Below are 23551 nucleotides of genomic sequence, written 5' to 3' on the forward strand. Positions count from 1 at the left end.
TTCGGTCTCGTAATTCCCATCTTCGATTCTCCGTTTTCCTAACTATAGGGACGGACCAATTCAAAGGGGGAGGCTCAAGATGAGTGGAGCTCTATTCCAGTAGAACTCCAACCTATACTTGCAGATATGCTTCGAAAGACCTTCTTCAACATTCAAAGCGTAACCGTGAAAATAGCAGCAATCGAGCATAGAACGCAGCTGGTATACAATACTGATAGCGGCGAATACATTGGCCTTGAACCAACAGCGGATATCAAGACGAACCTGAAGCTTGACGACTACCTACTGTTTGACAACGACCCTAAACGCTCAGTGGAGTTCTTCGAGGAGTTTCTTTTCAAGCACGTTGTTGGTGTTTGTCGAGAAAAGGGTTGGAGTGAACCCAAAAGCCCCAAAGAACTTGTACGATTAGGTTTTAGCCAAAAAAATGCTTTTGAAGAGTTCGTGAAATCAACCGAAGGCGTTCCTCGAGATGCAATAAATATAGCATCAAACTCCGCTCAAAAAGCTTTCGGAAAATCAATTGATATTCCAACCATAAGAACAACCGCACATAGGTTTTTTCAAGAAGACAAAAGCTCTCAGGTGGAAGAAAACCCTTTGCTCCGTAAGCTGTTAGAATTCATAATTGATGATGCAATACGTTCAAAGAAGACTAACTCGTTCCTGTTAAAGGTTAACAAACCGGACAAGAATGTAGACATGCTGTTCGATAGGAGGCTAGTACATATACGCTCAAGAAACGTATCATCGCGGGACAACCCAGGCGAGCGTTACTTCCACTATAAATTAGACTACGGGTGCTACATTGACCTAATTACAACGAAGCAAATGCCTCACGAATTTAATTTCCTTCCAAACGAGGCCAACATTGAAGCCATTGTTTCGGAAACAGTTGTACCAGAGGACAACGATGGTCGCTCCTACCGAAGATCAATACTAGACCTTGAAAAGTTCTATCAGAAATATTCTGATTTATGATCACTCCTCCCCCGTCACCTTCCCCCGCATCGCCTTCACGTCGCCGCGCACTTTCTTCGCCTTGAGCCGCCGTTTCTGGCTCCCGTAGGTCGGCTTCGTCGCGATGCGGCGTTTCGGTTTCACCAGAGCTGCCCGCACAAGTTCCGCCAGCCGTTCCCGTGCGATCTCGCGGTTCCTTGCCTGCGAGCGGGTGTCTTCGACCTGAAGCACAATCGCGCCCTCTTTTGTCCAGCGCCGCCCGGCCAGTTTGCGCAGCCGTGCCTTCACAGCGGGGGGCAGCGCGGGCGAGCGGGCGGCTTCAAAGCGCAGCTCCACAGCCGTGGACACTTTGTTCACATTTTGCCCGCCCGGCCCCGAAGAGCGCACAAAATTTTCAGAAATTTCCCAATCGGCAATTTCTATCTCGTCTGTAATGGTTAACGGCATTTTTCCATTTTGGCGGTGCACGGGTTGTGCACGGGTTGTGCACGCATATCACCCCCCCTGTTTTCACAAATTGAGTCGAAAAGTAAAAGGGCCGTTCGATACATGTCGAACGGCCCTCCGAGAGTATAGGAGGTGGGCTGGTTAGGGCTCACCAATCCGTGGATTTATACGCCTAGGGGCTGCCCTAGATCGTCGCCTCCCGAACTGTCCCAACACACTTCTCCAGTTTCCCATTAGACACTAGAGCACCTCCTTTCTGCTGTTTCTGATAGGCTTAGCCTGCCACAGACAGAGCATATGTCAAACAAAATGTTGTGTAGTTTTTGTGACGCGCCCCACGATGATGCGGAAGGGGATCAGCGCCAGCAAGGCCAGCGACAGTTTCACACCCCAGTCCGCCACCGCCAGCGAAACCCAGAGCGGCGCGGCCGGCCCCACGCCCAGAAGCGGCAGGATCTCCCCCGCCCAGGACACATCATTTGACGGCTCGATAAAGCTGAGTGCGCCCGAGAAAGCGATTGTAAAGAAAATCGCGCTGTCCACACTCGCGCCCAAAACTGTGGAAACAAGCGGCGCGCGCCACCATTTTCCATTCCTTAACGCATCGAACGCCGCCACATCCAAGAGCTGCGCCACAAGGAAAGCAAGCCCAGAGCCGATGGCAATTCTGAGCGTCACAAGCGGGCCGAACTCGCCCATGATCTGCGTGCCAACAAACGAGCAGAGAACGCCCACAACAAAGCCCGCAAAAACAATTTTGCGCGCAATAACAGGGCCATGCAGGCGGTTCATCACATCGGTCACAAGGAAGGCCAGAGGGTAGGTAAACGCCCCCCAGGTGAGCCATTGGCCAAAGAGAAACTGGACGAGAATATTGGAGGCCACCACAATGGAAGCCATGGCGAAAACGCCAAGAAGGTGCGTGCGGGTCATGTGTTAATCCGTTTTCACAAGGTTGCGGAGACTTGGCCTGAACCATTCAGACGCGCCCTCCTATCCCGCCAAACCCCTTATTTCAAGGGCTTTTTTAAACGATACCGCACAAGCTCCATCGCCTGAACAGGCAGGAAATTATTGTCGCTCACCATCTCGATGATGAGCGCGCCGCTGTCCTCAAACACGGCAATTCCCTCAAGGTTTCCATGCCGCCAGAACCGTGTTTTCAAAAGCGTCTCCCCGCCCACCGGCGTGCCATCCACCCAGTCAAACCGCCTGATCCGCGTGCGAAACCCGCTTAAGAGATAGTCCCGCTCCAGCACATAGAGCCGCCCGTCTGGTCCAAAATCCGCCCCCACAGGCAAGAAGGCCCCATGGCGCGCAAGCCCTGTCATACGCCAGTTTTTGCCATCAAAAACAAAGGTCTGAAACGGCCGTGTCATGGCCCCCGAACGCTCGGCAATGGCAACAAGCTCTCCCTCAGGGCTCACAGCCAGCGCCTCAAGGCCCGCGTTGCCTTGCAAGCCGCCAAAGCCCGCAGCCCGTGGCAAACGGCGCTCCAGCCTGCCACTCAGAGCATCGTAAATATCGACTCTGTGCTGCCCCTCAAAAGAAATCGCGATACGCCCACCCTCAAGCGCGGCAAGCCCCTCGGCATCGCGCATCTTGCGCGAGAGCAACGCCCCGTTAACACCCTGTAAAGCAACAGCCGTTAAACCCTCTTGCGAAAGCGTGAAGAGGTGTCCCCTGTCCGTCAGCAGATAGCGCCGCTCACCGTCCGTTTCATAGCCCGAGAGGCCGCCAAATGCGGCGTCCCCCTCTGGCCCAAGCAAAGGAGACGCCCTGACGAAGACAACGCCCGCCGCATGGCCCGACTGCCAATACCAACCGCCGAGCGCGGCACATAGCGCGCCTAGCGCGACTGCAAAACACCAACGCATTGATTGGGCAGGTCTGTCAGGGTGTATTCGCGCCGCGGCTTGGCGGGCTTGGCGTTGGGGTCGGGTGGTGGCGGGTTGAGGATGTTGTTCACCCATGTCTGCGCATCCGCACAGCCGTGGCCCACAGGTGGCGCCGGTTGGTCTACACAGCCGCGCATCCCCTTGGGGCAGTTCAGGCGCACATGGAAATGATAGTGATGCCCCCACCAGGGGCGCACCTTGCGCAGCCAGCTCTTGTCGCCCGTCTCGTCGTTGCACATCTGCACTTTCGCGCCCGGAAACACAAAGATTCGTGCAACCCGCGGATCCTTCGCAGCGGCTCTGATAATCTCCATATGCTGGCGGGTGTAGCTGGCGTTGGTATAGGCCCCCTTGGCGCGGCGCAGCGAGATGGAAGAAAGGGTTTCACGCTCACGCAGACTCAGGTTCAGCCGCTTGGGCGGCAGCATCCAGATATCTGCGTCCAGCCCGCTTTGGTGGCTGCGGTGCCCTGAGAGCATTGGCCCGCCACGCGGCTGGCTCATATCGCCAACATAAAGCCCGGCCCAGCCCGGGCGGGTGGCGGCAAAGCGCGAAAGCTCTTGCACAAAGTCGATCAGCTCGGGGTGGCCCCAGTTGCGGTTGCGCGACAGCCGCATCGCCTGCCAGGTCGGTCCTGTTTCCGCCAGCTCCACGCCGCCAGCCAGACACCCTTTGGCGTAACTTCCATAGACAGCCGGCCCCTGCTGAGAGCCTTCTGACACCGCGCCGAAAAGTTTTTTGGCCAGCTGGCCCTGCATATGCACCGGAATTGCGGCTGCATTTTTTGAGCTCAGCGTATCAGGCTCCGAGCGGCCACACGCCAGCAATAAACCCATAAAACATATACCAAAAAACCGCTTCAAACCTAGCTCCTATCTCCTTCGGGGCGCACCCAACGCAACAGGAACAGCCCAATGAGGAACAGCGCGATCACCGGCGAAACACCCAGCCGCGCGCTGCCCGTGGCCAGGGTGGCCAATCCGATCAATGTGGGCGCAAGAAAGGCCGTCGCCCGCCCGGTCAGGCCATAAAGCCCAAAGCTTTCGGTCGGAGCTTCAGGCTTGGCGTGGCGCACCATGAGCGTGCGCGAGGCGGCTTGAAGCGTGCCACCCAGACCGCCAATAAAGACCCCGCAGACCAAGAAGACAATATCAGGCAAGGCTGAGCCAGGCGCCAAAGGCACACCAAAAAACATCTCGCGTGACATCGACACAATGGTGAGACACACCGCAATCAAAAGCCAAATTGCCACGATGATCACCGGTTTGGGGCCAAAGCGCGCGTCAAGCTTGCCCCCCAGCCAGCTGAAAAGCGCCGCCGATATCGCGCCGATGACGCCAAACACACCGATCTGCGTCACCTCCCAATTGAGCACCAAAGCGGCATAAACCCCGCCAAAGCTGTAGAGCCCGTTCAATGCGTCGCGGTAAAACATCGAGGAGCCGAGATAGGCCGAAAGCGATATATTGTGCCTCAGCCCTCGCAGGGCGCGCCCCAGCGAGGCCAGCGCCGCCGAAAGACTGGCCCGCTTCTGCGCCGGCACAGGCGCGTCCCGCACCCAAAGAAAATAAGGCACCATGAAGAGCACAAACCACATCGCCGTAAACGGCCCCACAAAGCGGGTGCCTTCGCGCGCGGCGGCGTCAAACCCAAGGGCGGGGTCAAGCCCGATCAGGGTTTTGCCATTGCCCTGCTCCACAAAAAAGAGCAGCATGATCGCTAGAGAAACAACGCCCCCCAGATAGCCAAAGGCAAAGCCTGCGCCCGAAATTTCGCCGGTTCCCTTGTCGCTTTTGAGCGAGGGCAGTTGCGAGTTGATGAAAATAAGCGCCCACTCGGCCCCGATGAAACCAATGCCAAAGGCAACAAGCCCCCACCAGAGGTTGGAGCCATCCGGCAGCATGAACCACAAGCCCCAAGCACCGATCACATACAGCAGCGAGAAGCCGAAGATCCAGGGCACACGCCGCCCTGCACTGTCCGCCAAGGCGCCCAGCAGCGGCGCCCCGAGGCCAATAAACACGCCAATGAGCCCAAGCCCGAAAGACCACATCCCCTGCGCTTGCGCATCGGCCGCCTGCTCGTCCAGGCCCGTGCCCAAGAAATGCTCTGCCGCCACGCTGGCAAAGAACGGGCCAAAAATAAATGTGACCAGCAAGGTATGATAGGGCTGACTCGCCCAATCAAAGAAATACCAGCCCCAAACGCGCTTTCTAGCGGAAATTTCCTCAGTCATACGCCTGCGGCCCCCTGAATGCTTTTGTCTGATAAGACATGCAATTGCCTCACCGCGCAAGCCGCGAGTGGCCGCGCGGCTCACTTGTGCTTTGCGCGCCAAAAACCTAAGTAACGGTATCCCTCTGAAAAAGGCAGGTTCCATGGCACTTATTCAAACGCTTCAACTGGTTCTCAATGTGGCTTTCACCCTGCTGCTCATCCACGTTATCATGAGCTGGCTGATCAGCTTCAATGTGCTCAACTTGGGTCAGCCGATGGTTGCGCAGCTCTGGACAGGGCTTAACCGCTTGTTTGAGCCGGTGTTTCGCCCTGTGCGCAATATCCTGCCCAACACCCATCCCCTCGATCTCGCGCCGCTCGTGGTGTTTATCATCATCATCGCACTGCGCGATTACTTCCTGCCAAGCCTTTACTGACCACCGCTTGCCAGCCCTGTCCGCGTATGGGAAACAGGCCCAAACAGCAGCGAGAGTAACAGGCAAATGGCTTCGGCACAGGCGCTCCTAAAGTCCGTTTTTGGCTTTGATGCCTTCCGCGCGGGGCAGGAAGATATTGTGCGCGCCGTTGCGGCGGGCGAAAATGTGCTCGCCATCATGCCCACCGGCGGCGGCAAGTCACTCTGCTACCAGCTGCCCGCCCTGATGGGCGAGGGGCTGACCCTTGTGATCTCCCCGCTCATCGCACTCATGCGCGATCAGGTGACAGCCTTGCAACAGGCCGGTGTCGCCGCTGCGGCTCTGACATCCGCAGCCAGCGAGGAAGACAACGACAGCATCATCCGCGCCGCCCGTGCCGGCGCATTGAACCTGTTGTATCTTGCTCCGGAGAGGCTCTCTTCAACGGTCACACGCACCATACTGCGCGACGCAGGTGTGGCGCGCATTGCGGTCGATGAGGCGCATTGCGTCAGCCAATGGGGCCATGATTTCAGGCCCGATTACCTGCGGATCGGCGAGTTGCAGCGCTATTTGAATGTGCCCCTGTCTGCCTTTACCGCGACGGCCGACAAAGAAACCCAGCAAGAAATTGTCACACGGCTCTTTGCCGGCGCAGCCCCGCGCAGCTTTCTTTACGGGTTTGACAGGCCCAACATCAGCCTTGCCTTTGAGCCCAAAAACAAGCCACGCCAGCAGATCCTCGCCTTTGTGGCCGCGCGCAAAGGCCAATGCGGGATAGTCTATTGCGCCACGCGCGCCAAAACAGAGGCGCTCGCCGCCGCACTACGCGAGGAAGGCCACAATGCCTGCCACTACCACGGCGCAATGGACCCGGACGAACGCCGCCGCGTCGAACACCGCTTCAACACCGAAGACGAGCTGATCGTCGTGGCCACAATCGCCTTTGGCATGGGCGTCGACAAACCCGACATCCGCTGGGTTGCCCATGCCGATCTGCCCAAATCTGTCGAAGCCTACTATCAAGAGATTGGCCGCGCCGGCCGTGATGGTGCGCGCGCCGAAACCCTCACGCTTTACGGCCCGGAAGACATCCGCCTGCGCCGCGCCCAGATCGACGAAAGCCTCGCCCCCGCCGAGCGGCAGGAAGCCGATCATGGCCGCCTGAACGCGCTCCTCGGCCTGGCCGAGGCCACAAGTTGCCGCCGCCAGCTTCTGCTGCGCTACTTTGACGAACAGACCGAACCCTGCGGCAATTGCGATCTGTGCAACAAACCGCCGGAAACCTTTGATGCCACCGAGGCCGCGCGGATGGCGCTCTCGGCAATATTGCGCAGCGAAGAGCGCTTTGGCGCAGGCCATATCATCGACATTCTGCTGGGCAAGATGACCGATAAAATCCGGCAATTCGGCCATGACGGCCTGCCAACCTTTGCCGTGGGTGCCGCCTACAAGCCCGCCCAATGGCAGGCGATCTTGCGCCAGCTCATGGGCCATGATCTGATCCGCCCCGATGCCCGCGCCCACGGGGCGCTCAAAGTCACACGCAAGGCCCATCCGCTGCTGAAAGGGGAGCAAACCCTCACCCTGCGCAAAGATTTGGTGGCCAGCGCCGCAGCCTACGCCGGCCCCAAAATCAAAATGTTGGTGCCGGAAGAGGATGCGCCGCTGTTTTCAGCCCTCAAGGCCAAGCGCCGCGCCCTCGCCGAAGCCGCCGCCCTGCCCGCTTATATTGTCTTTAACGATCGCACACTTGTGGAAATGGTCAAGCGCAAGCCCCAAACGCTGGATGACTTCGCCATGATTCCCGGTGTCGGGCAAAAGAAGCTTGAGAAATACGGACGGGATTTTCTGTCGGTGCTCGCCGCTGACACGCCCAAGCCCCATCCGGCAAGGCGCAAGCTGGCCGGAAAGCCCGCAGGCAGCCTGTTTGACCAACTCGCCGACGCCCATATGAAGCTCCAGCGCGGCTCCTGCGGCACAGAAAAACCCCTGAGCCTGACAAATTCTCAGCTCGCAAAGGTTGCACAAACACGCCCCCAGTCCCTAGATGCATTAGAGCGGCTGATCGGCGACAAGCGCACCGAGCGGTTCGGACAGACCTTTATAGACCTGATGCATGGGGGTGCATGACAGATGCTGGTGGTAATTTCTCCTGCGAAGAAACTCAACGAAGACGCCCGCGCAAAGCTGCCTGTCACAGAGCCGGTCTTTGCGCCCCGCGCTGAAGAGCTCGCACAGCAAGCCGCCCAGCTCACTGCCGCAGATCTTGCCAAGCTCATGCATCTGAGCGACAGCCTCGCTCAACTCAACCACACGCGCTTCCAGACTTGGGACACCCTACAGCCCGCACCCGCCGCACTCATGTTCAATGGCGACACCTACGCAGGCCTCGAAGCCGCCAGCCTTGATGAGGACGAAATGCTCTGGGCCAGCGATCATCTGCGCATTCTGTCCGGCCTGTATGGTCTCTTGCGCCCGCTCGACCAGATCAAACCCTACCGCCTCGAAATGGGCACGCGTTTCGCGACCCCCAAGGGCAAGACCCTCTATAATTATTGGGGCAGCGCAATTGCCGAGCAGATCAATGCCGAGGCCGCCACCAGCGGCTCGGATATCCTTGTGAACTGCGCCAGCCAGGAATATTTCGGCGCGGTTGATCTGGCCGTGCTCAAACCCCGTGTGATCACGCCGGTGTTTTACGAGGACAAGCCGCAAGGCCCCAAGATCGTGAGCTTTTACGCCAAGAAGGCCCGTGGCGCCATGGCCCGCTACATCATCCAGAACCGTCTCAACGACGCTGAGGCCCTCACGGCGTTTGATACAGGCGGCTATCGCTACAACCCGGCGCTGTCACAGCCCGACAAACCGGCTTTCTTGCGCGCGGCCTAGCGCGGCCCAAAGAGCACCCAAGGCCGTCAGGCCGCCGCGTCATCCGAAATCACCTGCACCACATTTTCGGGCTGATGGCCGCCAATCGCGGCGTAAATTTCGGCTTTGCGCAACGGTTTGGTCAAATACTGGTCCATCCCCGCGGCCATGATCTCTTCCTTGTCTCCCTCCATGGCATGGGCTGTCAGCGCATAAATCGGCACATGCGCGCCCGTCTGGGCCTCCAGTGCGCGGATGGCGCGGGTGGCCTCCTTGCCGTCCATTTCGGGCATGGAAATATCCATGAACACAAGGTCGGGCGCAAAGCTGCTGTATAGCTCAAGCGCCTCCCGGCCATTGCCGGCAAACGCCAGGTCGATATCCAGCGCCTTCACCATCTTGCGAAAGACCAGCTGGTTGGTCTTGTTGTCTTCGGCCGCCAGAACACGCATCTTGCGGGGTGGCTCCGGCAGGCCCGACTGCGGGTCCGTGTCCGGCTCTGGCGCGGGCGCGGTGCTGGTTGCGCTCTCCGCCTCCGGGCGCGGGCGCGCCAGCTTTTCCAACAAGGCATGGCGCGAAATTGGCTTCTGGAGCTGTTGCACATCCACCGTGCTCTCGGCCTGCGCCTGCCCGCCCAGATGGGGGCTCAGCAAGATCACCCGTCCCTGATAGTGCAATTCTTCCAACGCGCCCACCAGATCATGGCCCACAAAACCCTCATCCGCCATGATCAGCGTGACATCCGCCCCGAGCTGCTCGAGCGCCTCGGGCACCGTTGCGCACCGCACAACCTCAAGCCCGAGCTTGCCCAACTGCTTTTCTGTCAGCCCTGCAATGGCCTCGCATGGCTCCAGCAACAGGGCTTTGCCGACCATGGCTTTCAGCGTGGCCGGGTTGATCGCATTCTGAGTTTCCAAGCAGACCTTAAACCCGAAACTGGAGCCAACCCCAACCTCTGACTCCACCCAGATATCCCCGCCCATCATCTTGATCAGCCTCTGACTGATCGCAAGGCCAAGCCCTGTCCCCTCATAAGAGCGGCTCTGGGCATCATCCACCTGGTTGAACTCGCCAAACACATGCTCAAGCTTGTCCGGCGGAATCCCGATGCCGGTGTCTTCCACAGTCACATGCAGCTCTGTCTGACGGCTGTGCGGATCGTGGCTGCCCACAACCCGCACGAGAACATGCCCCTCACTGGTAAACTTGACCGCATTGCCAATCAGATTGGTCAGAACCTGCCGCAAGCGCCCGACATCTCCCAAAAACTCGGTTGGCAAAAACAGGTCATAATCCACAATGATCTGCACATCCTTGCCGTCCAGCGCCGAATGCAGCAGCATGACCACCTCATGGATCGCGCCGTCAAAATCAAACGGTTTATGGTGCAGCACCATCTTCTCTGCATCCAGTTTGGAAAAATCGAGCACATCGTTGATGATCACAAGGAGCGCCTCGCCAGAATTCTTGATGGTCTTGGCAAAAAGCGCCTGCTCTTCGTCAAGCGCCGTGTCCATCAAAAGATCAGCCATCCCCACAACACCGTTCATCGGCGTGCGGATCTCATGGCTCATATTGGCCAGGAACGCCGATTTGGCCCGCGCCGCACTTTCCGCATTGTCGCGGGCTTCCTTCAGGTCGCGTTGATACCGGACTGTCTCTGTTATGTTCAGCGCAAGGCTGACCACATCGCCACCATGGCCACGCTGGTCAATCAATTTTACATATTCGCCGTTCCAAAGCCGGATCGTCACCGGCTCGGGCGCAGCGCTTTGCCAGCGCTCCAGCATCATGGCGCGCCAGGCTGCCGGCGCCTGCCCGTTGAGGTCAACAATACCCTCCTCGGTCATCAATTGCAGCAAGGTGATGTAACTCACCCCGGCAGTCACCTCTTCCAGCCCGTCAAAGGCCCAAAGATAGGCCTTGTTGGCAATGATCATCTGGCTGTCAGGGTTAAAAAAGGCAAAGCCGTCATTGATGGACTCAATGGACAGCCACAGCCGGCGCTCGGCGATCTCGATTTTCTTATGGGCGATCGAGAGGTCAGATTTGACCCGTTGATTTTCATCACGGACAGTCTGAACCTCCGCGCGGGTCTCGACAATCTGCTCCGAGAGCTTCTTGGCATGTGCCCCAAGCTTCTGGTTCGCCGCAAAAAGCTCGGCCTGCTTTTGCTCAAGCAAACGCTCCGCAGCGAGCCGCGCCCGCCTTTCTTGGGTGAGCTTTTGTGCCAGGCTCATGAAGTTCTCCACCCTGCCAACCGAGTCAAAGTTTCCTCTAGGTTGCACAATCAGCGTGAAGATTAGTTTAACCGCGCCCAGACCATGGCTGCGCGCGGGGTGTTTTTGGGCCTCAGAGCGCTTCCAGGGCCAGCGCAATCCCCTGGCCACCACCAATACACATGGTGATCAACGCGCGCCTGCCGCCAATGCGCTCGAGCTCATAAAGCGCCTTGAGCGTGATGATCGCGCCCGTCGCGCCCACAGGGTGGCCCAGCGCAATCGCGCCGCCGTTCGGGTTCACCTTGGCCGCGTCAAGCCCCAGGGCCTTGTTCACCGCAAGCGCCTGCGCCGCAAACGCCTCGTTGCTCTCGATCACGTCAAAATCCGCAAGTGAAAGCCCCGTGCGCGCCAAAAGGTTCTTCACCGCCGGCACAGGGCCGATCCCCATCACCTCGGGGCGCACACCCGCATGGGCATAGCCGAGCACCCGCGCGCGTGGCTTCAGGCCCGCGGCCTCCGCCGCCTCGGCCCGCGCCAGCACCATCGCCGCTGCACCATCATTGATGCCAGAGGCATTGCCCGCCGTCACGGTGCCGTCTTTCTGGAAGACAGCGCGCAGGCCGGCGAGGGCTTCGGGGGTTGTGGCCTTGGGGTGTTCGTCCACTTCAAAGGGAACCATATCGCGCTTCACACGCACCTTAACAGGCACGATCTGGCTGGCAAAATATCCCGCCTCGATCGCCTTGGCGGCGCGGGTCTGGCTCTCCATCGCGAAGGCATCCTGCGCCTCGCGGCTGATGTCGTGTTCGGCGGCCACATTTTCGGCTGTCACGCCCATATGCCCCGTGCCAAACGGGCAGTTGAGCGCGCCGAGCATCATATCAAGCGTCTTGATATCGCCCATCTTCTGGCCCCAGCGCTGCGCCGGAACGATATAGGGCGAGCGGCTCATACACTCGATCCCGCCCGCCACGGCAAAGTCAGCATCCTGAAGCATCAAAGATTGCACAGCAGAAACAATGGCCTGCGCGCCCGACCCGCAAAGGCGGTTCACGTTCATGGCAGGCGCAGTGTCCGGGATACCCGCGTCCATCGCAGCGATGCGGCTGACATACATGTCGCGGGGCTCGGTGTTGATGACATGGCCGTAAACCGCATGACCAATCTGAGCGCCCTCCACGCCAGAGCGCTCCAGAGCGGCCCTTGTCACCGTCGCGCCAAGCTCGGCCGGGGTCGTGCCCGCAAGGCTTCCGCCAAAGGTGCCAATGGCCGTGCGTGCGCCGTCCAGAATTACGATATCGCTCATGTTTGTCCCGCTTTCCTGTCTAAAAATTTGCGGCAGCATAGGCCAAAGCCCGCGCGAAAGAAAAGCGCAACACAGCGTCATTTGCCGGCTGACACCTGTGGGCGCGGCGGCGATTGCGGGAGTTACCCGGCGAGAGTGAGGCTTTCGGACGGTTGAAAACCGTCCACGCGCCGACCGCCCCCGTGGGCCGCGCGTTTCGCACCACCCGCGGTCGGCTTTCTCAACCCTTCGGCGTGAGCGGTTTGCGGCCGTCTTCTTCCAGCGTGAAGACATCTGTGCCCTCGATCACCACGGTGGTGAGCGCGCGCCCGAAGCCAGCGCCGCTGTCGATGTTGACACGATTGCCCTTGTGTTCAGCTGCCTCAACAGCCGTGTGGCCATGGATCACCAACTTCTCGAACGGCTCGTCATGGTTGAGAAAAGCGTCGCGGATCCAGATCAGGTCGTCCTCTGTCTGCCAAGCCAGTGGCAGGCGCGGCTGGAGACCTGCGTGGACAAAAAGGCAGGACTCACTCTCATGATAGAGCGGCAATCCGGCGAGAAACGCACGCTGCGCCTCGGGCACGGCCTCCAGCGCGGCGGCGCGCAGCGCGGCTTCGGGCAGGCTTGTGTCCACGCCATAGGAGGCCAGCGTCTCCAGCCCGCCCAGCTGCGGGCTGAGCCATGTATAAGAGGGGCGCATTTTCGGATGGGTGATCCCCCCCGTGCGCAGGAAGGTTTCAAACAGGCGGTCATGGTTGCCCATAAGCACCGTCCAATTGCGCCCCGCAGCGATACCCTCCATCAGCGTGTTGATCACACCACAACTGTCTGGCCCTCGGTCCACCAGATCGCCGATGACAACCACCTGCGCATCCGCGCCGCCATCCAGCGCAATCAGCGCGAGCGCATCCAGCAACAGCTCGTGCTGCCCGTGAACATCCCCAATGGCATACAGCGTTTGCGACATGCACTTTAGCTATGCCTGCGCGCCCGCAATAGCAACCACAGAGGCAGAATTGGCTTTACATATTCTACTTACGGAATATATGAGGTGTCAAAGAGGACGCGAACATGACCCCACTGACCCGATATCTGCCCATTCTGACATGGGGCAAAACCTATCAGCGCGACACATTTGTGAGCGATGCGGTGGCGGCTGTGATTGTGACGATCATGCTCATTCCGCAGTCTCTGGCCTATGCCTTGCTGGCGGGGCTGCCGCCGGAAATGGGGCTTTACGCCTCGATCCTGCCGCTGGTGGCCTATGCTGTCTTTGGCACGAGCCGCGCGCTGGCGGTGGGGCCTGTGGCTGTTGTCTCGCTGATGACGGCGGCGGCGATTGGCAATCTCGGCCTGACATCTGCGGCAGAGATTGCGCTGGCCGCAGGGACGCTGGCCTTTATCTCCGGCGCTTTGCTCACGGTGATGGGGGTGCTGAGGCTCGGCTTTCTGGCCAACTTCCTGAGCCATCCGGTGATCGCGGGGTTTATCACCGCCTCGGGCCTGCTGATCGCGACAAGCCAGCTCAAGCATATCCTCGGCATTGAGGCGCATGGGCATACGCTGCCGCAAATTCTCGGCGCGCTTGCCGCGCATCTGGGCGATGTGAGCCTCGCCACGCTGGTGATTGGTGTCGCGGCAACGGGGTTTCTCTTCTGGGTGCGCAAGGGGTTGAAGCCCCTGCTGCTGCGCCTCGGGTTTGGCGCGCGCGCGGCAGATATCATCGCCAAGGCGGGGCCTGTGGCGGCTGTGGCGGTGAGCACTCTGGCGGTCTGGGCGCTCGGGCTTCAGGACGCGGGCGTGAAGATCGTCGGCGCGGTTCCGCAAGGCATTCCGCCGCTGACGCTGCCCTCCTTCAGCCCTGCGCTGTGGAATGATCTGTTCCTCTCCGCCCTGCTCATTTCGGTGATCGGCTTTGTTGAATCTGTCTCCGTGGCCCAAACATTGGCTGCCAAGAAGCGCCAAAGGATTGACCCGGATCAGGAGCTGATCGGGCTGGGGACCTCCAACATCGCCGCCGCAGTCTCCGGCGGCTACCCTGTGACAGGGGGCTTCGCGCGCTCGGTGGTGAACTTTGATGCCGGGGCCGCGACACCCGCCGCCGGGGCCTTTACCGCCGTCGGCATTCTGCTCGCAGCCCTGCTGCTCACGCCACTGCTTTACTTTTTGCCCAACGCCACGCTGGCGGCGACGATCATTGTGGCAGTGCTGAGCCTTGTGGATTTGAGCATCCTCAAACGCACCTGGGGCTATTCCAAAGTGGATTTCGCCGCTGTCGCGGCGACCATCCTGCTCACGCTGGGCTTTGGGGTGGAAATTGGTGTGTCAGCGGGGGTGCTCATTTCGATTGCGCTGCATCTCTATGCCACATCGCGCCCACATGTGGCCGAGGTGGGCCTTGTGCCCGCCACCCAGCATTTCCGCAACATCCACCGCCATAAGGTAGAGACCCTGCCCCATGCGGTGACGCTGCGGGTGGATGAAAGCCTCTACTTTGCCAATGCGCGCTTTCTGGAGGACTACGTGAGCGCGCGGGTGGTGTGTGACGAACCTCTGAGCGATGTGGTGCTGATGTTTTCGGCGGTGAACGAGGTGGACCTTTCGGCGCTGGAGAGCCTTGAAGCGCTCAACCACAAGCTCAAGGACATGGGCATCCGCCTGCATCTGAGCGAGGTGAAGGGGCCGGTGATGGACCGGCTTGAGCGGAGCCATTTCTTGCAGGAGCTGACAGGAGAAGTCTATCTCTCACAATATGATGCCTGGGTTGCTTTGAAGAGATAATCGAATTTTGCTGCGCAAAATCCGATCCGCTGGGGGACCAGTCCCCCAGACCGCAGGTAGAGCTGGGGGACGCTGTCCCCCAGACCCCCTGGGATATTTATGGCAATAAGAAAGACAGGGAAAAGGCCCGCGCTTGTGGCGGGCCTTTTAAGCGGTGTGATTGTTCAAGCGATGTCAAATTCCAGCGGTTTGACCTGCTGGAACATGCCTGTTGCCTTAAGCTTTGCGAGCACCGCTTCTTCGGGCTGCGCATCAAGATAAAGGAGCGCGATGGCTTCGCCGCCTGCGGCCGAGCGGCCCAAGGTGAAGTTGGCGATATTGACGCCGTTCTCGCCCATGGTCTGGCCCAATGTGCCGATGATCCCGGGCACGTCGGCGTTGGTGGTGTAGAGCATGTGGCGGCCCACTTCGGCGTCGATGTTGATGCCTTTGATCTGGATGAAGCGCGGCTTGCCATCAGAGAAGACCGTGCCGCCGATGGAGCGCTCGCGTTTGTCTGTTACCACGGTGACCTTGACATAGCCCTCAAAGACGCCGGATTTGTCCTGGCTTGTGGTGGAGATCTTCACGCCACGCTCTTTGGCAATCACAGGTGCGGAGACCATGTTCACATCCGGGTTCACCGTTTTCATGATACCCGCCACGACCGCGCAGTTGAGCGCTTCGAGGTTCATGTCAGAAGCTGCGCCATCATAGAGGATGTTGATGGCTTTGATCGGCTCGTCTGTGAGCTGGCCGATGAAGTTGCCCAGATGCCCGGCAAGTGAAATCCAAGGGCCCATGACCTTGGCTTCCTCGGCGGTGACGCTTGGCATGTTGAGCGCGTTTTCAACCGCGCCCGTGAGCAGGTAGTTTGACATCTGCTCGGCCACTTGCAGCGCGACGTTTTCCTGCGCTTCCGTGGTGGCGGCGCCAAGGTGCGGCGTGCAGACGACATTGGGCAGGCCGAAGAGCGGGTTTTCTGTGGCCGGTTCCTGTGAGAACACGTCAAAGGCTGCGCCTGCCACATGGCCAGACTTGAGCGCCTCGGCCAGCGCCTCCTCGTCCACCAATCCGCCGCGCGCGCAGTTGATGATGCGCACGCCCTTCTTGGTCTTGGCGAGGTTTTCGCGGCTGAGGATGTTCTTTGTTGCCTCTGTGAAGGGCACATGCAGGGTGATGAAATCGGCCCGCGCCAGAAGCGCGTCGAGCTCGACTTTCTCGACCTGCATTTTTGCCGCCTTTTCCTCGGAGAGGAAGGGGTCATAGGCCACAACTTTCATCTTGAGGCCGCGGGCGCGGTCGCACACGATCCCGCCAATGTTGCCTGCGCCGATGACACCGAGGGTCTTGTTGGTGAGCTCGACGCCCATGAACTTCGATTTCTCCCACTTGCCCGCATGGGTGCTGGCAGAGGCTTCAGGGATCTGGCGCGCCACGGCGAACATCATCGCAATCGCGTGTTCGGCTGTGGTGATCATATTGCCGAAGGGCGTGTTCATCACGATCACGCCTTTCTTGGAGGCCGCGTCCTTGTCGATGTTGTCCGTGCCGATCCCTGCGCGGGCGATGACCTTGAGGTTGTGTGCATTGTCCAGAATGGTCGGGGTGACCTTGGTGGCCGAGCGGATGGCGAGGCCGTCATACTCACCAATCACGGCGGCAAGCGCCTCTTTGTCTTTGCCAAGCTCGGGGCGGAAATCCACCTCGATGCCACGGTCGCGGAAAATCTGGACAGCGGTTTCGCTGAGTTTGTCGGAAACGAGAACTTTGGGAGCCATGTTGAGCGTCCTTCAAATAGGGGAATGTCGGGGGAAGGTGCGCAAAGATTGCGCACCCTACGATTATGCGTTGAGTTCGGCCTCAAAGGCCCAGGCAAGCCAGGGCAGAAGCGCCTCGACATCGGTTGTCTCGACCGTGCCGCCACACCAGATGCGCAGGCCAGCAGGGGCATCGCGGTAGGCGCCGATGTCATAGGCGACACCCTCGGCCTCAAGCCGCTTGGCCACGGCTTTGGCAAAGGCGGCCCCGTCGGTGATGCGCGCATCGGTGAACTTGAGGCACACCGAGGTGTTGGAGCGCGTGGCCGGGTCAGCGGCGAGGTTGTCGATCCAATCATTGGCGGCGCAGAAATCAAACACCGCCTGCGCATTGGCATCGGCCCGCGCGATCAGCCCCTTGAGGCCCCCTTCCGAGCGCGCCCAAGCCAAAGCGTGCAAGTAATCTTCCACCGCCAGCATGGAGGGCGTGTTGATCGTCTCGCCGCGGAAGATACCGTCGATCAGCTTGCCACCCTTGGTGAGGCGGAAAATCTTGGGCAGCGGCCACGCGGGCGCGTAGCTTTCGAGCCGCGCCACAGCGCGGGGCGACAGGATGATCATGCCATGCGCCGCTTCGCCGCCCAGCACCTTCTGCCAGGAGAAAGTTGTCACATCGAGCTTGTCCCAAGGCAAATCCTGCGCGAAGGCAGCGGAGGTGGCGTCACTGATCGTGAGGCCGGCGCGGGTATCAGGGATCATATCGCCCGAAGGCATCCGCACGCCCGAGGTTGTGCCGTTCCATGTGAAGACAACATCGGTGTCGTAATCAAGCGTCGCCATATCGACGATCTCGCCGTAGTCGGCTGTCTTGACGGTGGCCTCGAGCTTGAGCTGCTTGACCACATCCGTGACCCAGCCCGCGCCGAAGCTTTCCCAGGCAACCATGGTCACAGGGCGCGCGCCCAAGAGGTTCCACATCGCCATTTCCACAGCACCCGTGTCAGAGGCGGGCACGATGCCGATCAGGTAGTCCGCAGGGACGCCGAGCAGATCGCGGGTCTCTTCGATGGCGGCTTTGAGCTTGTCTTTGCCCACAGCGGCACGGTGGCTGCGGCCAAGCGGCGCGCTTTCCAGCTGTTGCAAAGTGAATGAGGGGTATTTGGCACAGGGGCCAGACGAAAAGCGCGGATTGGCCGGGCGCGCTGCCGGTTTTATTGTATCAAGCATGATACCCTTCCAGATATAAGCCCCTCGTTGGGGAGGGGTGTCCCACAGACGGAGCTAAAGCGCGCTGCCCCCTTTCGCAAGCGCAGAAATGGCGCTATCACGCCGCTTGAGCCTCAAATTGCGACACGAATGACTACGATCGGAAACTTCCCCCATGTATACCGTCACGCTGTTAACCGCGCCGAAAGATCCTTGCCTCACGCCTGCCCTTCTCGGCGCGCTGCAAACAGCCTGGGGCGGGGGCGATGCGCGCTGGCTGTCGCAGGGCGAGGCGGCGGAGTTTGACATCTCCCAGATGCCGGACAACCGCTGGGATGTCTGGGCCGATGTGCAGAAGCTGGGCGTGGACCTTGTGGTGCAGCCAAGCACAGGGCGCAAAAAGAAGATGCTGCTGGCGGATATGGACAGCACGATGATTGAGCAGGAGTGTATTGACGAGCTGGCCGAAGAGGCAGGCGTGGGCGCATATGTGAAAGACATCACCGCGCGGGCGATGAACGGCGAGCTGGACTTTGACGGCGCGCTCACCGAGCGGGTCGCGCTGCTCAAGGGGCTGGAAGACACCGTGATCGAAAAGGTGCTCGCAGAGCGGATCACGCTGATGGCGGGCGGGCCTGCCCTGCTGGCGACGATGAAGGCCCATGGCGCTTATGCGGCGCTGGTCTCTGGCGGGTTCACGGCCTTTACCGCCGCGATTGCCACCACGCTCGGCTTTGACGAGAACCGCGCCAACACGCTTCTGGCCGAGGGTGGCAAGCTCACAGGGACGGTGGCGCTGCCCATTCTGGGCCGCGAGGCCAAGGTGCAGGCGCTTCAAGACATCACCGCGCGGCTGGGGATCACGGCGGCCGATGTGCTCGCCGTGGGCGACGGGGCGAACGACCTCGGGATGCTCACGCTGGCGGGAAGCGGCGTGGCGCTGCACGCCAAGCCAAGCGTGGCGGCGGAGTGCGACATCCGCATCAACCACGGTGACCTCACCGCACTGCTTTATGTGCAGGGCTATGCGCGCGAAGACTTTGCGCAAATCTGAGGTTTTGCAGAGAGTTCGAATTTTTCCTTCGGAAAAATCCGACCATTTGGGGGAGCTTTGCTCCCCCGATCCATAAGCCTGAGGGCTTATGAATCCCCCCCTCAGGATATTTATAGAAAGAAAAAGCCCCGGCAAAGCAGACCCGCACGCCACGCCGAAGCTGCCCCACAAAAAACGGGGCAGCGCCATGCTGCCCCGTCTCGTTTTACGTTGCCAGTTGGCTTAGGCTTTCCAGGCCAACGCCGCTGGATCGATCTCGAAGCTGATGTGATGTGCACCGCCCATGAGATTGTCTTTGGTGTGGTTGTAAAGCGAGCGCCAGTAGGGCTGGATGGTCACGGCGTCATCCTGAAGGATTTTCTCGCCTTGTTCCATCAGCGTTTTGCGCGCGTTCACATCGGCTGTGGCCAGCGCCTTTGTCAGCAGGGCATCAAACGCGGGGTTGGCATAGCCGAACTCGTTCCAGGCTTCGCCCGAGCGATAGGCCAGCGCCCAGATCTGCACACCGAGTGGGCGGTGGTTCCAGTTTGTCGAGCTGAACGGGTATTTCACCCAATCATTCCAGAACGTGCTGCCCGGAAGCACCGTGCGCTTCACATTGAAGCCCGCGTCGCGCAGCTGGGCTGCCACGGCGTCGGTTGTGTTTTTGCGCCATGCATCGTCGATCGAGAGGATTTCCATCTCGAAGTCACCCATGCCTGCCTCATCCAGCAGCGCTTTGGCCGCCGCAGGATCATGCTTGGGCATTCCGATGTCGACATATTCGGGGTGTGATGGCCCGACGTGGTGGTTGGCAGCAACGAGGCCACGGCCCTCATATCCGAGCTCCAGCAGCACGTTGTTGTCCACCGCCATGGCAATGGCCTGACGCACGCGTTTGTCGGCATAGGGTTTCTTGCCATCGACTTCGGCAAGCTGGTTGGGACGGATCACGATCGTGGCAGCCGTGACAACCTCGTTTTGGGTCCAGCCATCCATGGTGCCGAGAATGTCGATGAAATCACCGTCTACGGAGTAGAGCATGTCGATCTCATCGGCCTCAGCGGCGGCAACCCAAGCAGCCGGGTCTGTGCCGTAGTCGATAAATTCGATCCGGTCGGCCCAGGCGCCATTGCCTTTGTTCCACCAGTGGCCATCATTCTTGACCAGAACGCCTTTGACGCCAACTTCCAGGCTCTCGGGCAGGTAAGGGCCCGTGCCGATGGCGGTTGAGAGCATGTCTTCGGCGTTGTTGTCCTTGTGATAGACTGCCGCCGGGTAATCGGCCATGCCGGCAATGATCGAAATATCAGGCAGGGGCAGGTTTAGCTTCACGGTGTGGCTGTCGACAATCTCGATTGCCCCATCAAGCGCCTTGCCTGTGGCTTCGTCAATCAAGGTGGCCATCCGACCCGCCATGGAGTTGCCTTCCACGGACTTATCACACCAATCCGCAATGATCCGCGCCACATCGGCCGAGGTGAAATCATCGCCATTGTTCCACTTCACACCCTTGCGGGCGTTCAGCGTGTAGGTCTTGGCGTCATCGCTCACATCCCAGCTTTCAAGCAGATAGGGAGAGAAAGAGCCGTCGTTGTTGTATTTGACAAGATACTCCAACCAGCCGCGCGAGAAGTTGGCGATCTGCGACCAGTCATAAGACCGAGGATCCTTGAGCGCGCGCACTTCCTGCTGGATGCGCACTGTGCCGCCCATCTTGGCCCCATGGCCGTCGGCGCGCGCCGGTGCGGCCATGCCGAGCATACCATAGGCCGTGGCAGCGGTGGCACCAAAGGTGCTGGCCATCGCGATAAACTCGCGGCGGCTCACCTCATCGGTGCCAACCTTGGCAGCCTGATCCGTAATCACTTTGGACATAGGCTTGCCGGAACGTGTGAAAAATTTCATATTTTTCCTCCCTTGGAGAGCGTTGTCGCTCTTCATTGACTTGAGCTGCGCTGTGGCAGCCGTGGCTGAGTGCTGTTCGCAATCCAAGGCAGCCTAGGGGGCGAATCAGTATCGGGCAACCCTTTCTTCCATGGCCCCGCCAGGAAAGCGCGCCTGCGCCCACCGCAGGCACCCTGAAGGCGCGCTGCTCCGGTGGCTTGCGCACTGCACGCCTAAATTGCATAGAGCGAGCGGGGCTGCCGCAAAGGCTGTGCACGCCAGCTGCCAAAGCCGCCTGACTGGCCCCTAACGCCCTTACACAGCAGGCGAATCTGGCACAGGCGCCGCCCATATTCTCACCATATTCTCACCATCTTCTCACCATCTTCTCCCCGCGCACTTGACCTTTGCCAGCACAGACATGACATCAGAAGCCTCAGACAAAAGGATCGCCCCATGCCTCAAGCCAATGCTGCCGCGCTCGACTTTCTGAAAACCCGCCGCTCTCGCCCGGCCAAAACGCTGCGCGCGCCTGCCCCCAGCCGGGATCAGCTTGAAGCGCTGCTCACCCTCGCGGCGCGCACCCCCGATCATGGCAAACTGGAGCCCTGGCGCTTTATTGTGCTCCAACAGGCGGCCATGCCAAAGCTGGCCGATGCCGCCGAACAGGCCGCCCGAAAACTGGGCTATGATGCCGAAAAAACCGCCAAGGCCCGTGGCCAGTTTGATCAGGGTATCTGCGCTGTCGCCGTGATAGAAAGCCCCGTGCTCTCCGAGAAAATCCCTGCCATCGAACAAACCTACTCGGCCGGGGCGGTCTGTCTGGCTCTGCTCAATGCGGCGCTGGCGGCGGGCTGGGGTGCCAACTGGCTTTCCGGAGCCATCAGCCACGAACGTCTCTTTGCCGAGCAGGCCCTGGGGCTGACCCCGCATGAGCGGATCGCAGGGTTTGTTCATATTGCCACGCAAAGCACCCCCCCACCCGACCGTCCGCGCCCGGATGTGAAAGCCAAGACAACATGGCTGTCGGCCTGATCCTCTCGGCCTTCAGGCGCGCTCTGGGACAGCTGGGCGACCGGCGGTTCTTACGGGTGCTGCTCTTGGGTGTTGTGCTGGCTCTGGTGCTTTTGCTGGGCGCGGGCGGGGCGCTGCTCTGGCTGGTGGCTGCGGCCCTGGGGCCAGAAACAACCCTGCCGCTGCTTGGCCCCGTCAGCTGGTTTGATGATCTTCTGTCAGGGGCCTCCCTGGTGGTGATCGTCTTGCTGTCTGCGGTTCTGATGGTGCCGGTGGCCTCGGCCATGACAGGGCTGTTTCTGGACGATGTGGCCCGCGCTGTTGAAGCCCGGCACTACCCCGAACTGCCCCCGGCCAGCCCGCCGGGGTTTCTGGCCGGGCTGCGAGACACGCTTGGGTTTCTGGCGGTGATGCTCGGGGCAAATCTGCTGGCGCTTGTGCTTTATCTGGCCTTTGCCCCGTTTGCGCTTGTGATCTTTTGGGGGCTGAACGGCTTTCTGCTCGGGCGGGAGTATTTTACGCTTGCCGCCAGCCGGCGGCTCGGACGCGCCGAGGCGATTGCGCTACGCCGCCGCCATGCGGGAACCATCTGGCTGGCGGGGCTGCTCATGGCCGCGCCACTCAGCCTGCCACTGGTCAACCTGTTCATCCCCGTTCTGGGCGCCGCCACCTTCACCCATATTGTCAACGGGTGTCAGCGGCCTGCGTGCCCATAGTGTCAAACATGTCAATATCACGCACCGTGATCAGGCCGGTTGTCACAATGTAAAACAGGATGGCCCAGAGGACCGCGGCAATGGCTGTTGTGATCTTTGCCTTTTTGCGCAGCCCATGCTCATGCGGCGCCCCAGACTGGGTGCCATAGACAATCTCGCCCACATCCCCCTGGGTCTTCAACCGGAAGGGGATGACGGTGAGAAAGGTCACAAACCACAAAACAAGGTAAAGCACGATGGCAGAGGTGATACCCATGAAGGCTGTCCTTTTGAAAAAGCGCTGGTCTTAACGTAGGCCGCCGTCAGACTTGTTCAAGCTCCACCAGGCAACCGTTGAAATCTTTGGGGTGCAAAAACAATACCGGCTTGCCATGGGCGCCAATCTTTGGCTCGCCCGTGCCCAGAACCCGCGCCCCTGTGGATTTCAGATGGTCCCGCGCGGCGATGATGTCATCGACCTCATAGCAAACATGGTGAATTCCGCCGGAGGGGTTCTTTTCCAGAAAGCCGTTGATCGGACTGTCTTCGCCCAGCGGATACAGCAGCTCGATCTTGGTGTTGGGCAGCTCGATGAAAACCACCGTCACACCATGGTCGGGCTCGTCTTGTGGCGCGCCGACTTTTGCACCCAGCGCATTGGCATATTGCGCCGAAGCCGCCTCAAGGTCGGGCACAGCAATGGCAACATGGTTAAGACGTCCGATCATGTTTTTCTCCTCATCTTGGTTTGCAAGGCTTATCCCCCGCAAACCACCACACTGCAAGCCGCGAGAAAGTCGCAGCTGCGCGAAAACAGGCCCGACAGCCAGAATGCCACGCTGTGTTAACCGACTGTTAGCTCTGGCTCTCTAGGCTG

General features: G+C 59.9%; 21 protein-coding genes. 8 read left to right on the forward strand and 13 right to left on the reverse strand.

What is annotated here, in order from left to right; translation table 11 throughout:
• Positions 1 to 165 precede the first annotated feature (165 nt).
• Entirely contained in the window at positions 166 to 981 is an 816-nt protein-coding gene (locus Q0478_RS05260) for a hypothetical protein (protein ID WP_298676882.1), read from the forward strand.
• Here Q0478_RS05260 and arfB read toward each other — a convergent pair whose 3' ends face one another.
• The 5 genes from arfB to Q0478_RS05285 form a co-directional block, all read right to left on the reverse strand.
• Positions 982 to 1407 carry an alternative ribosome rescue aminoacyl-tRNA hydrolase ArfB gene (gene arfB / locus Q0478_RS05265; RefSeq protein ID WP_298676884.1) on the reverse strand — a complete coding sequence of 142 codons (426 nt, stop codon included), beginning with the start codon at positions 1405 to 1407 and terminating at the stop codon, positions 982 to 984. It abuts the gene before it with no gap.
• 300 nt (positions 1408 to 1707) lie between these two features.
• Entirely contained in the window at positions 1708 to 2340 is a 633-nt protein-coding gene (locus Q0478_RS05270; protein ID WP_298676885.1) for a queuosine precursor transporter, read from the reverse strand.
• Between the two features lie 77 nt (positions 2341 to 2417).
• On the reverse strand, positions 2418 to 3176 hold the full coding sequence (locus Q0478_RS05275; protein WP_298676886.1) for an esterase-like activity of phytase family protein: 759 nt from the start codon (positions 3174 to 3176) through the stop codon (positions 2418 to 2420).
• Positions 3177 to 3256: 80 nt separating this feature from the next.
• The gene (gene mepA, locus Q0478_RS05280; RefSeq protein WP_298677113.1) at positions 3257 to 4063 is read right to left on the reverse strand and encodes a penicillin-insensitive murein endopeptidase; all 807 of its coding nucleotides are present in this window, start codon (positions 4061 to 4063) and stop codon (positions 3257 to 3259) included.
• 107 nt (positions 4064 to 4170) lie between these two features.
• Positions 4171 to 5541 (reverse strand): MFS transporter, encoded by a 1371-nt coding sequence (locus Q0478_RS05285; RefSeq protein ID WP_298676887.1) that lies wholly within the window; start codon positions 5539 to 5541, stop codon positions 4171 to 4173.
• Positions 5542 to 5683: 142 nt separating this feature from the next.
• Between Q0478_RS05285 and Q0478_RS05290 the strand changes: the two genes are divergently transcribed.
• From Q0478_RS05290 to yaaA, 3 genes are all read left to right on the forward strand, one after another.
• Positions 5684 to 5959 (forward strand): YggT family protein, encoded by a 276-nt coding sequence (locus Q0478_RS05290; protein WP_298676889.1) that lies wholly within the window; start codon positions 5684 to 5686, stop codon positions 5957 to 5959.
• Between the two features lie 66 nt (positions 5960 to 6025).
• Positions 6026 to 8071, forward strand: a complete 2046-nt coding sequence (recQ, locus tag Q0478_RS05295; protein ID WP_298676890.1) for a DNA helicase RecQ — start codon at positions 6026 to 6028, stop codon at positions 8069 to 8071.
• A gap of 3 nt (positions 8072 to 8074) precedes the next feature.
• Positions 8075 to 8830, forward strand: a complete 756-nt coding sequence (yaaA, locus tag Q0478_RS05300; protein ID WP_298676891.1) for a peroxide stress protein YaaA — start codon at positions 8075 to 8077, stop codon at positions 8828 to 8830.
• A 26-nt stretch (positions 8831 to 8856) separates the two neighbouring features.
• Here yaaA and Q0478_RS05305 read toward each other — a convergent pair whose 3' ends face one another.
• From Q0478_RS05305 to Q0478_RS05315, 3 genes are all read right to left on the reverse strand, one after another.
• Positions 8857 to 11049, reverse strand: coding sequence for an ATP-binding protein (locus tag Q0478_RS05305; RefSeq protein WP_298676893.1), 2193 nt, complete (start codon positions 11047 to 11049; stop codon positions 8857 to 8859).
• Between the two features lie 112 nt (positions 11050 to 11161).
• Entirely contained in the window at positions 11162 to 12337 is a 1176-nt protein-coding gene (locus Q0478_RS05310) for an acetyl-CoA C-acyltransferase family protein (RefSeq protein ID WP_298676895.1), read from the reverse strand.
• A 220-nt stretch (positions 12338 to 12557) separates the two neighbouring features.
• Complete coding sequence (locus Q0478_RS05315) at positions 12558 to 13286, reverse strand: metallophosphoesterase (protein WP_298676896.1); 729 nt, start codon at positions 13284 to 13286, stop codon at positions 12558 to 12560.
• Between the two features lie 104 nt (positions 13287 to 13390).
• On the opposite strand from Q0478_RS05315, the gene sulP reads away from it, so the two are divergent.
• A complete protein-coding gene (sulP, locus tag Q0478_RS05320) occupies positions 13391 to 15100 on the forward strand; it encodes a SulP family inorganic anion transporter (RefSeq protein ID WP_298676897.1) in 1710 nt (569 codons plus the stop codon).
• A gap of 164 nt (positions 15101 to 15264) precedes the next feature.
• Here sulP and serA read toward each other — a convergent pair whose 3' ends face one another.
• Both serA and Q0478_RS05330 read right to left on the reverse strand, forming a co-directional pair.
• The gene (gene serA / locus Q0478_RS05325; RefSeq protein ID WP_298676899.1) at positions 15265 to 16860 is read right to left on the reverse strand and encodes a phosphoglycerate dehydrogenase; all 1596 of its coding nucleotides are present in this window, start codon (positions 16858 to 16860) and stop codon (positions 15265 to 15267) included.
• Positions 16861 to 16923: 63 nt separating this feature from the next.
• The gene (locus Q0478_RS05330; RefSeq protein WP_298676900.1) at positions 16924 to 18066 is read right to left on the reverse strand and encodes a phosphoserine transaminase; all 1143 of its coding nucleotides are present in this window, start codon (positions 18064 to 18066) and stop codon (positions 16924 to 16926) included.
• A 154-nt stretch (positions 18067 to 18220) separates the two neighbouring features.
• Here Q0478_RS05330 and serB point away from each other — a divergent pair, with 154 nt between their 5' ends.
• Positions 18221 to 19099, forward strand: a complete 879-nt coding sequence (serB, locus tag Q0478_RS05335) for a phosphoserine phosphatase SerB (RefSeq protein WP_298676902.1) — start codon at positions 18221 to 18223, stop codon at positions 19097 to 19099.
• 222 nt (positions 19100 to 19321) lie between these two features.
• Here serB and Q0478_RS05340 read toward each other — a convergent pair whose 3' ends face one another.
• On the reverse strand, positions 19322 to 20986 hold the full coding sequence (locus Q0478_RS05340; RefSeq protein WP_298676904.1) for an ABC transporter substrate-binding protein: 1665 nt from the start codon (positions 20984 to 20986) through the stop codon (positions 19322 to 19324).
• A gap of 435 nt (positions 20987 to 21421) precedes the next feature.
• Between Q0478_RS05340 and Q0478_RS05345 the strand changes: the two genes are divergently transcribed.
• The gene (locus Q0478_RS05345) at positions 21422 to 22000 is read left to right on the forward strand and encodes a nitroreductase (protein WP_298676906.1); all 579 of its coding nucleotides are present in this window, start codon (positions 21422 to 21424) and stop codon (positions 21998 to 22000) included.
• Positions 21985 to 22695, forward strand: coding sequence for an EI24 domain-containing protein (locus Q0478_RS05350; RefSeq protein ID WP_298676908.1), 711 nt, complete (start codon positions 21985 to 21987; stop codon positions 22693 to 22695). The genes Q0478_RS05345 and Q0478_RS05350 overlap by 16 nt, the downstream gene beginning before the upstream one ends.
• Here the strand turns inward: Q0478_RS05350 and Q0478_RS05355 are convergent.
• Positions 22664 to 22951, reverse strand: coding sequence for a DUF1467 family protein (locus Q0478_RS05355; RefSeq protein ID WP_298676910.1), 288 nt, complete (start codon positions 22949 to 22951; stop codon positions 22664 to 22666). The genes Q0478_RS05350 and Q0478_RS05355 overlap by 32 nt on opposite strands.
• 46 nt (positions 22952 to 22997) lie before the next feature.
• On the reverse strand, positions 22998 to 23402 hold the full coding sequence (gene mce, locus Q0478_RS05360) for a methylmalonyl-CoA epimerase (protein ID WP_298676913.1): 405 nt from the start codon (positions 23400 to 23402) through the stop codon (positions 22998 to 23000).
• Between the last annotated feature and the right edge of the window lie 149 nt (positions 23403 to 23551).

The sequence above is a fragment of the uncultured Lentibacter sp. genome, from assembly GCF_937123735.1.
Classification (GTDB): domain Bacteria; phylum Pseudomonadota; class Alphaproteobacteria; order Rhodobacterales; family Rhodobacteraceae; genus Lentibacter.

Coding starts and splice junctions, on each gene's coding strand:
- Q0478_RS05310 (WP_298676895.1), bottom strand. CDS start 12,337: ATGAGCGATATCGTAATTCTGGACGGCGCACGCACGGCCATTGGCACC.
- Q0478_RS05305 (WP_298676893.1), bottom strand. CDS start 11,049: ATGAGCCTGGCACAAAAGCTCACCCAAGAAAGGCGGGCGCGGCTCGCT.
- Q0478_RS05285 (WP_298676887.1), bottom strand. CDS start 5,541: ATGACTGAGGAAATTTCCGCTAGAAAGCGCGTTTGGGGCTGGTATTTC.
- Q0478_RS05270 (WP_298676885.1), bottom strand. CDS start 2,340: ATGACCCGCACGCACCTTCTTGGCGTTTTCGCCATGGCTTCCATTGTG.
- arfB (WP_298676884.1), bottom strand. CDS start 1,407: ATGCCGTTAACCATTACAGACGAGATAGAAATTGCCGATTGGGAAATT.
- yaaA (WP_298676891.1), top strand. CDS start 8,075: ATGCTGGTGGTAATTTCTCCTGCGAAGAAACTCAACGAAGACGCCCGC.
- sulP (WP_298676897.1), top strand. CDS start 13,391: ATGACCCCACTGACCCGATATCTGCCCATTCTGACATGGGGCAAAACC.
- Q0478_RS05340 (WP_298676904.1), bottom strand. CDS start 20,986: ATGAAATTTTTCACACGTTCCGGCAAGCCTATGTCCAAAGTGATTACG.
- Q0478_RS05350 (WP_298676908.1), top strand. CDS start 21,985: ATGGCTGTCGGCCTGATCCTCTCGGCCTTCAGGCGCGCTCTGGGACAG.
- Q0478_RS05330 (WP_298676900.1), bottom strand. CDS start 18,066: ATGCTTGATACAATAAAACCGGCAGCGCGCCCGGCCAATCCGCGCTTT.
- Q0478_RS05355 (WP_298676910.1), bottom strand. CDS start 22,951: ATGGGTATCACCTCTGCCATCGTGCTTTACCTTGTTTTGTGGTTTGTG.
- mepA (WP_298677113.1), bottom strand. CDS start 4,063: ATGCAGGGCCAGCTGGCCAAAAAACTTTTCGGCGCGGTGTCAGAAGGC.
- recQ (WP_298676890.1), top strand. CDS start 6,026: ATGGCTTCGGCACAGGCGCTCCTAAAGTCCGTTTTTGGCTTTGATGCC.
- serB (WP_298676902.1), top strand. CDS start 18,221: ATGTATACCGTCACGCTGTTAACCGCGCCGAAAGATCCTTGCCTCACG.
- mce (WP_298676913.1), bottom strand. CDS start 23,402: ATGATCGGACGTCTTAACCATGTTGCCATTGCTGTGCCCGACCTTGAG.
- Q0478_RS05315 (WP_298676896.1), bottom strand. CDS start 13,286: ATGTCGCAAACGCTGTATGCCATTGGGGATGTTCACGGGCAGCACGAG.
- Q0478_RS05345 (WP_298676906.1), top strand. CDS start 21,422: ATGCCTCAAGCCAATGCTGCCGCGCTCGACTTTCTGAAAACCCGCCGC.
- Q0478_RS05290 (WP_298676889.1), top strand. CDS start 5,684: ATGGCACTTATTCAAACGCTTCAACTGGTTCTCAATGTGGCTTTCACC.
- serA (WP_298676899.1), bottom strand. CDS start 16,860: ATGGCTCCCAAAGTTCTCGTTTCCGACAAACTCAGCGAAACCGCTGTC.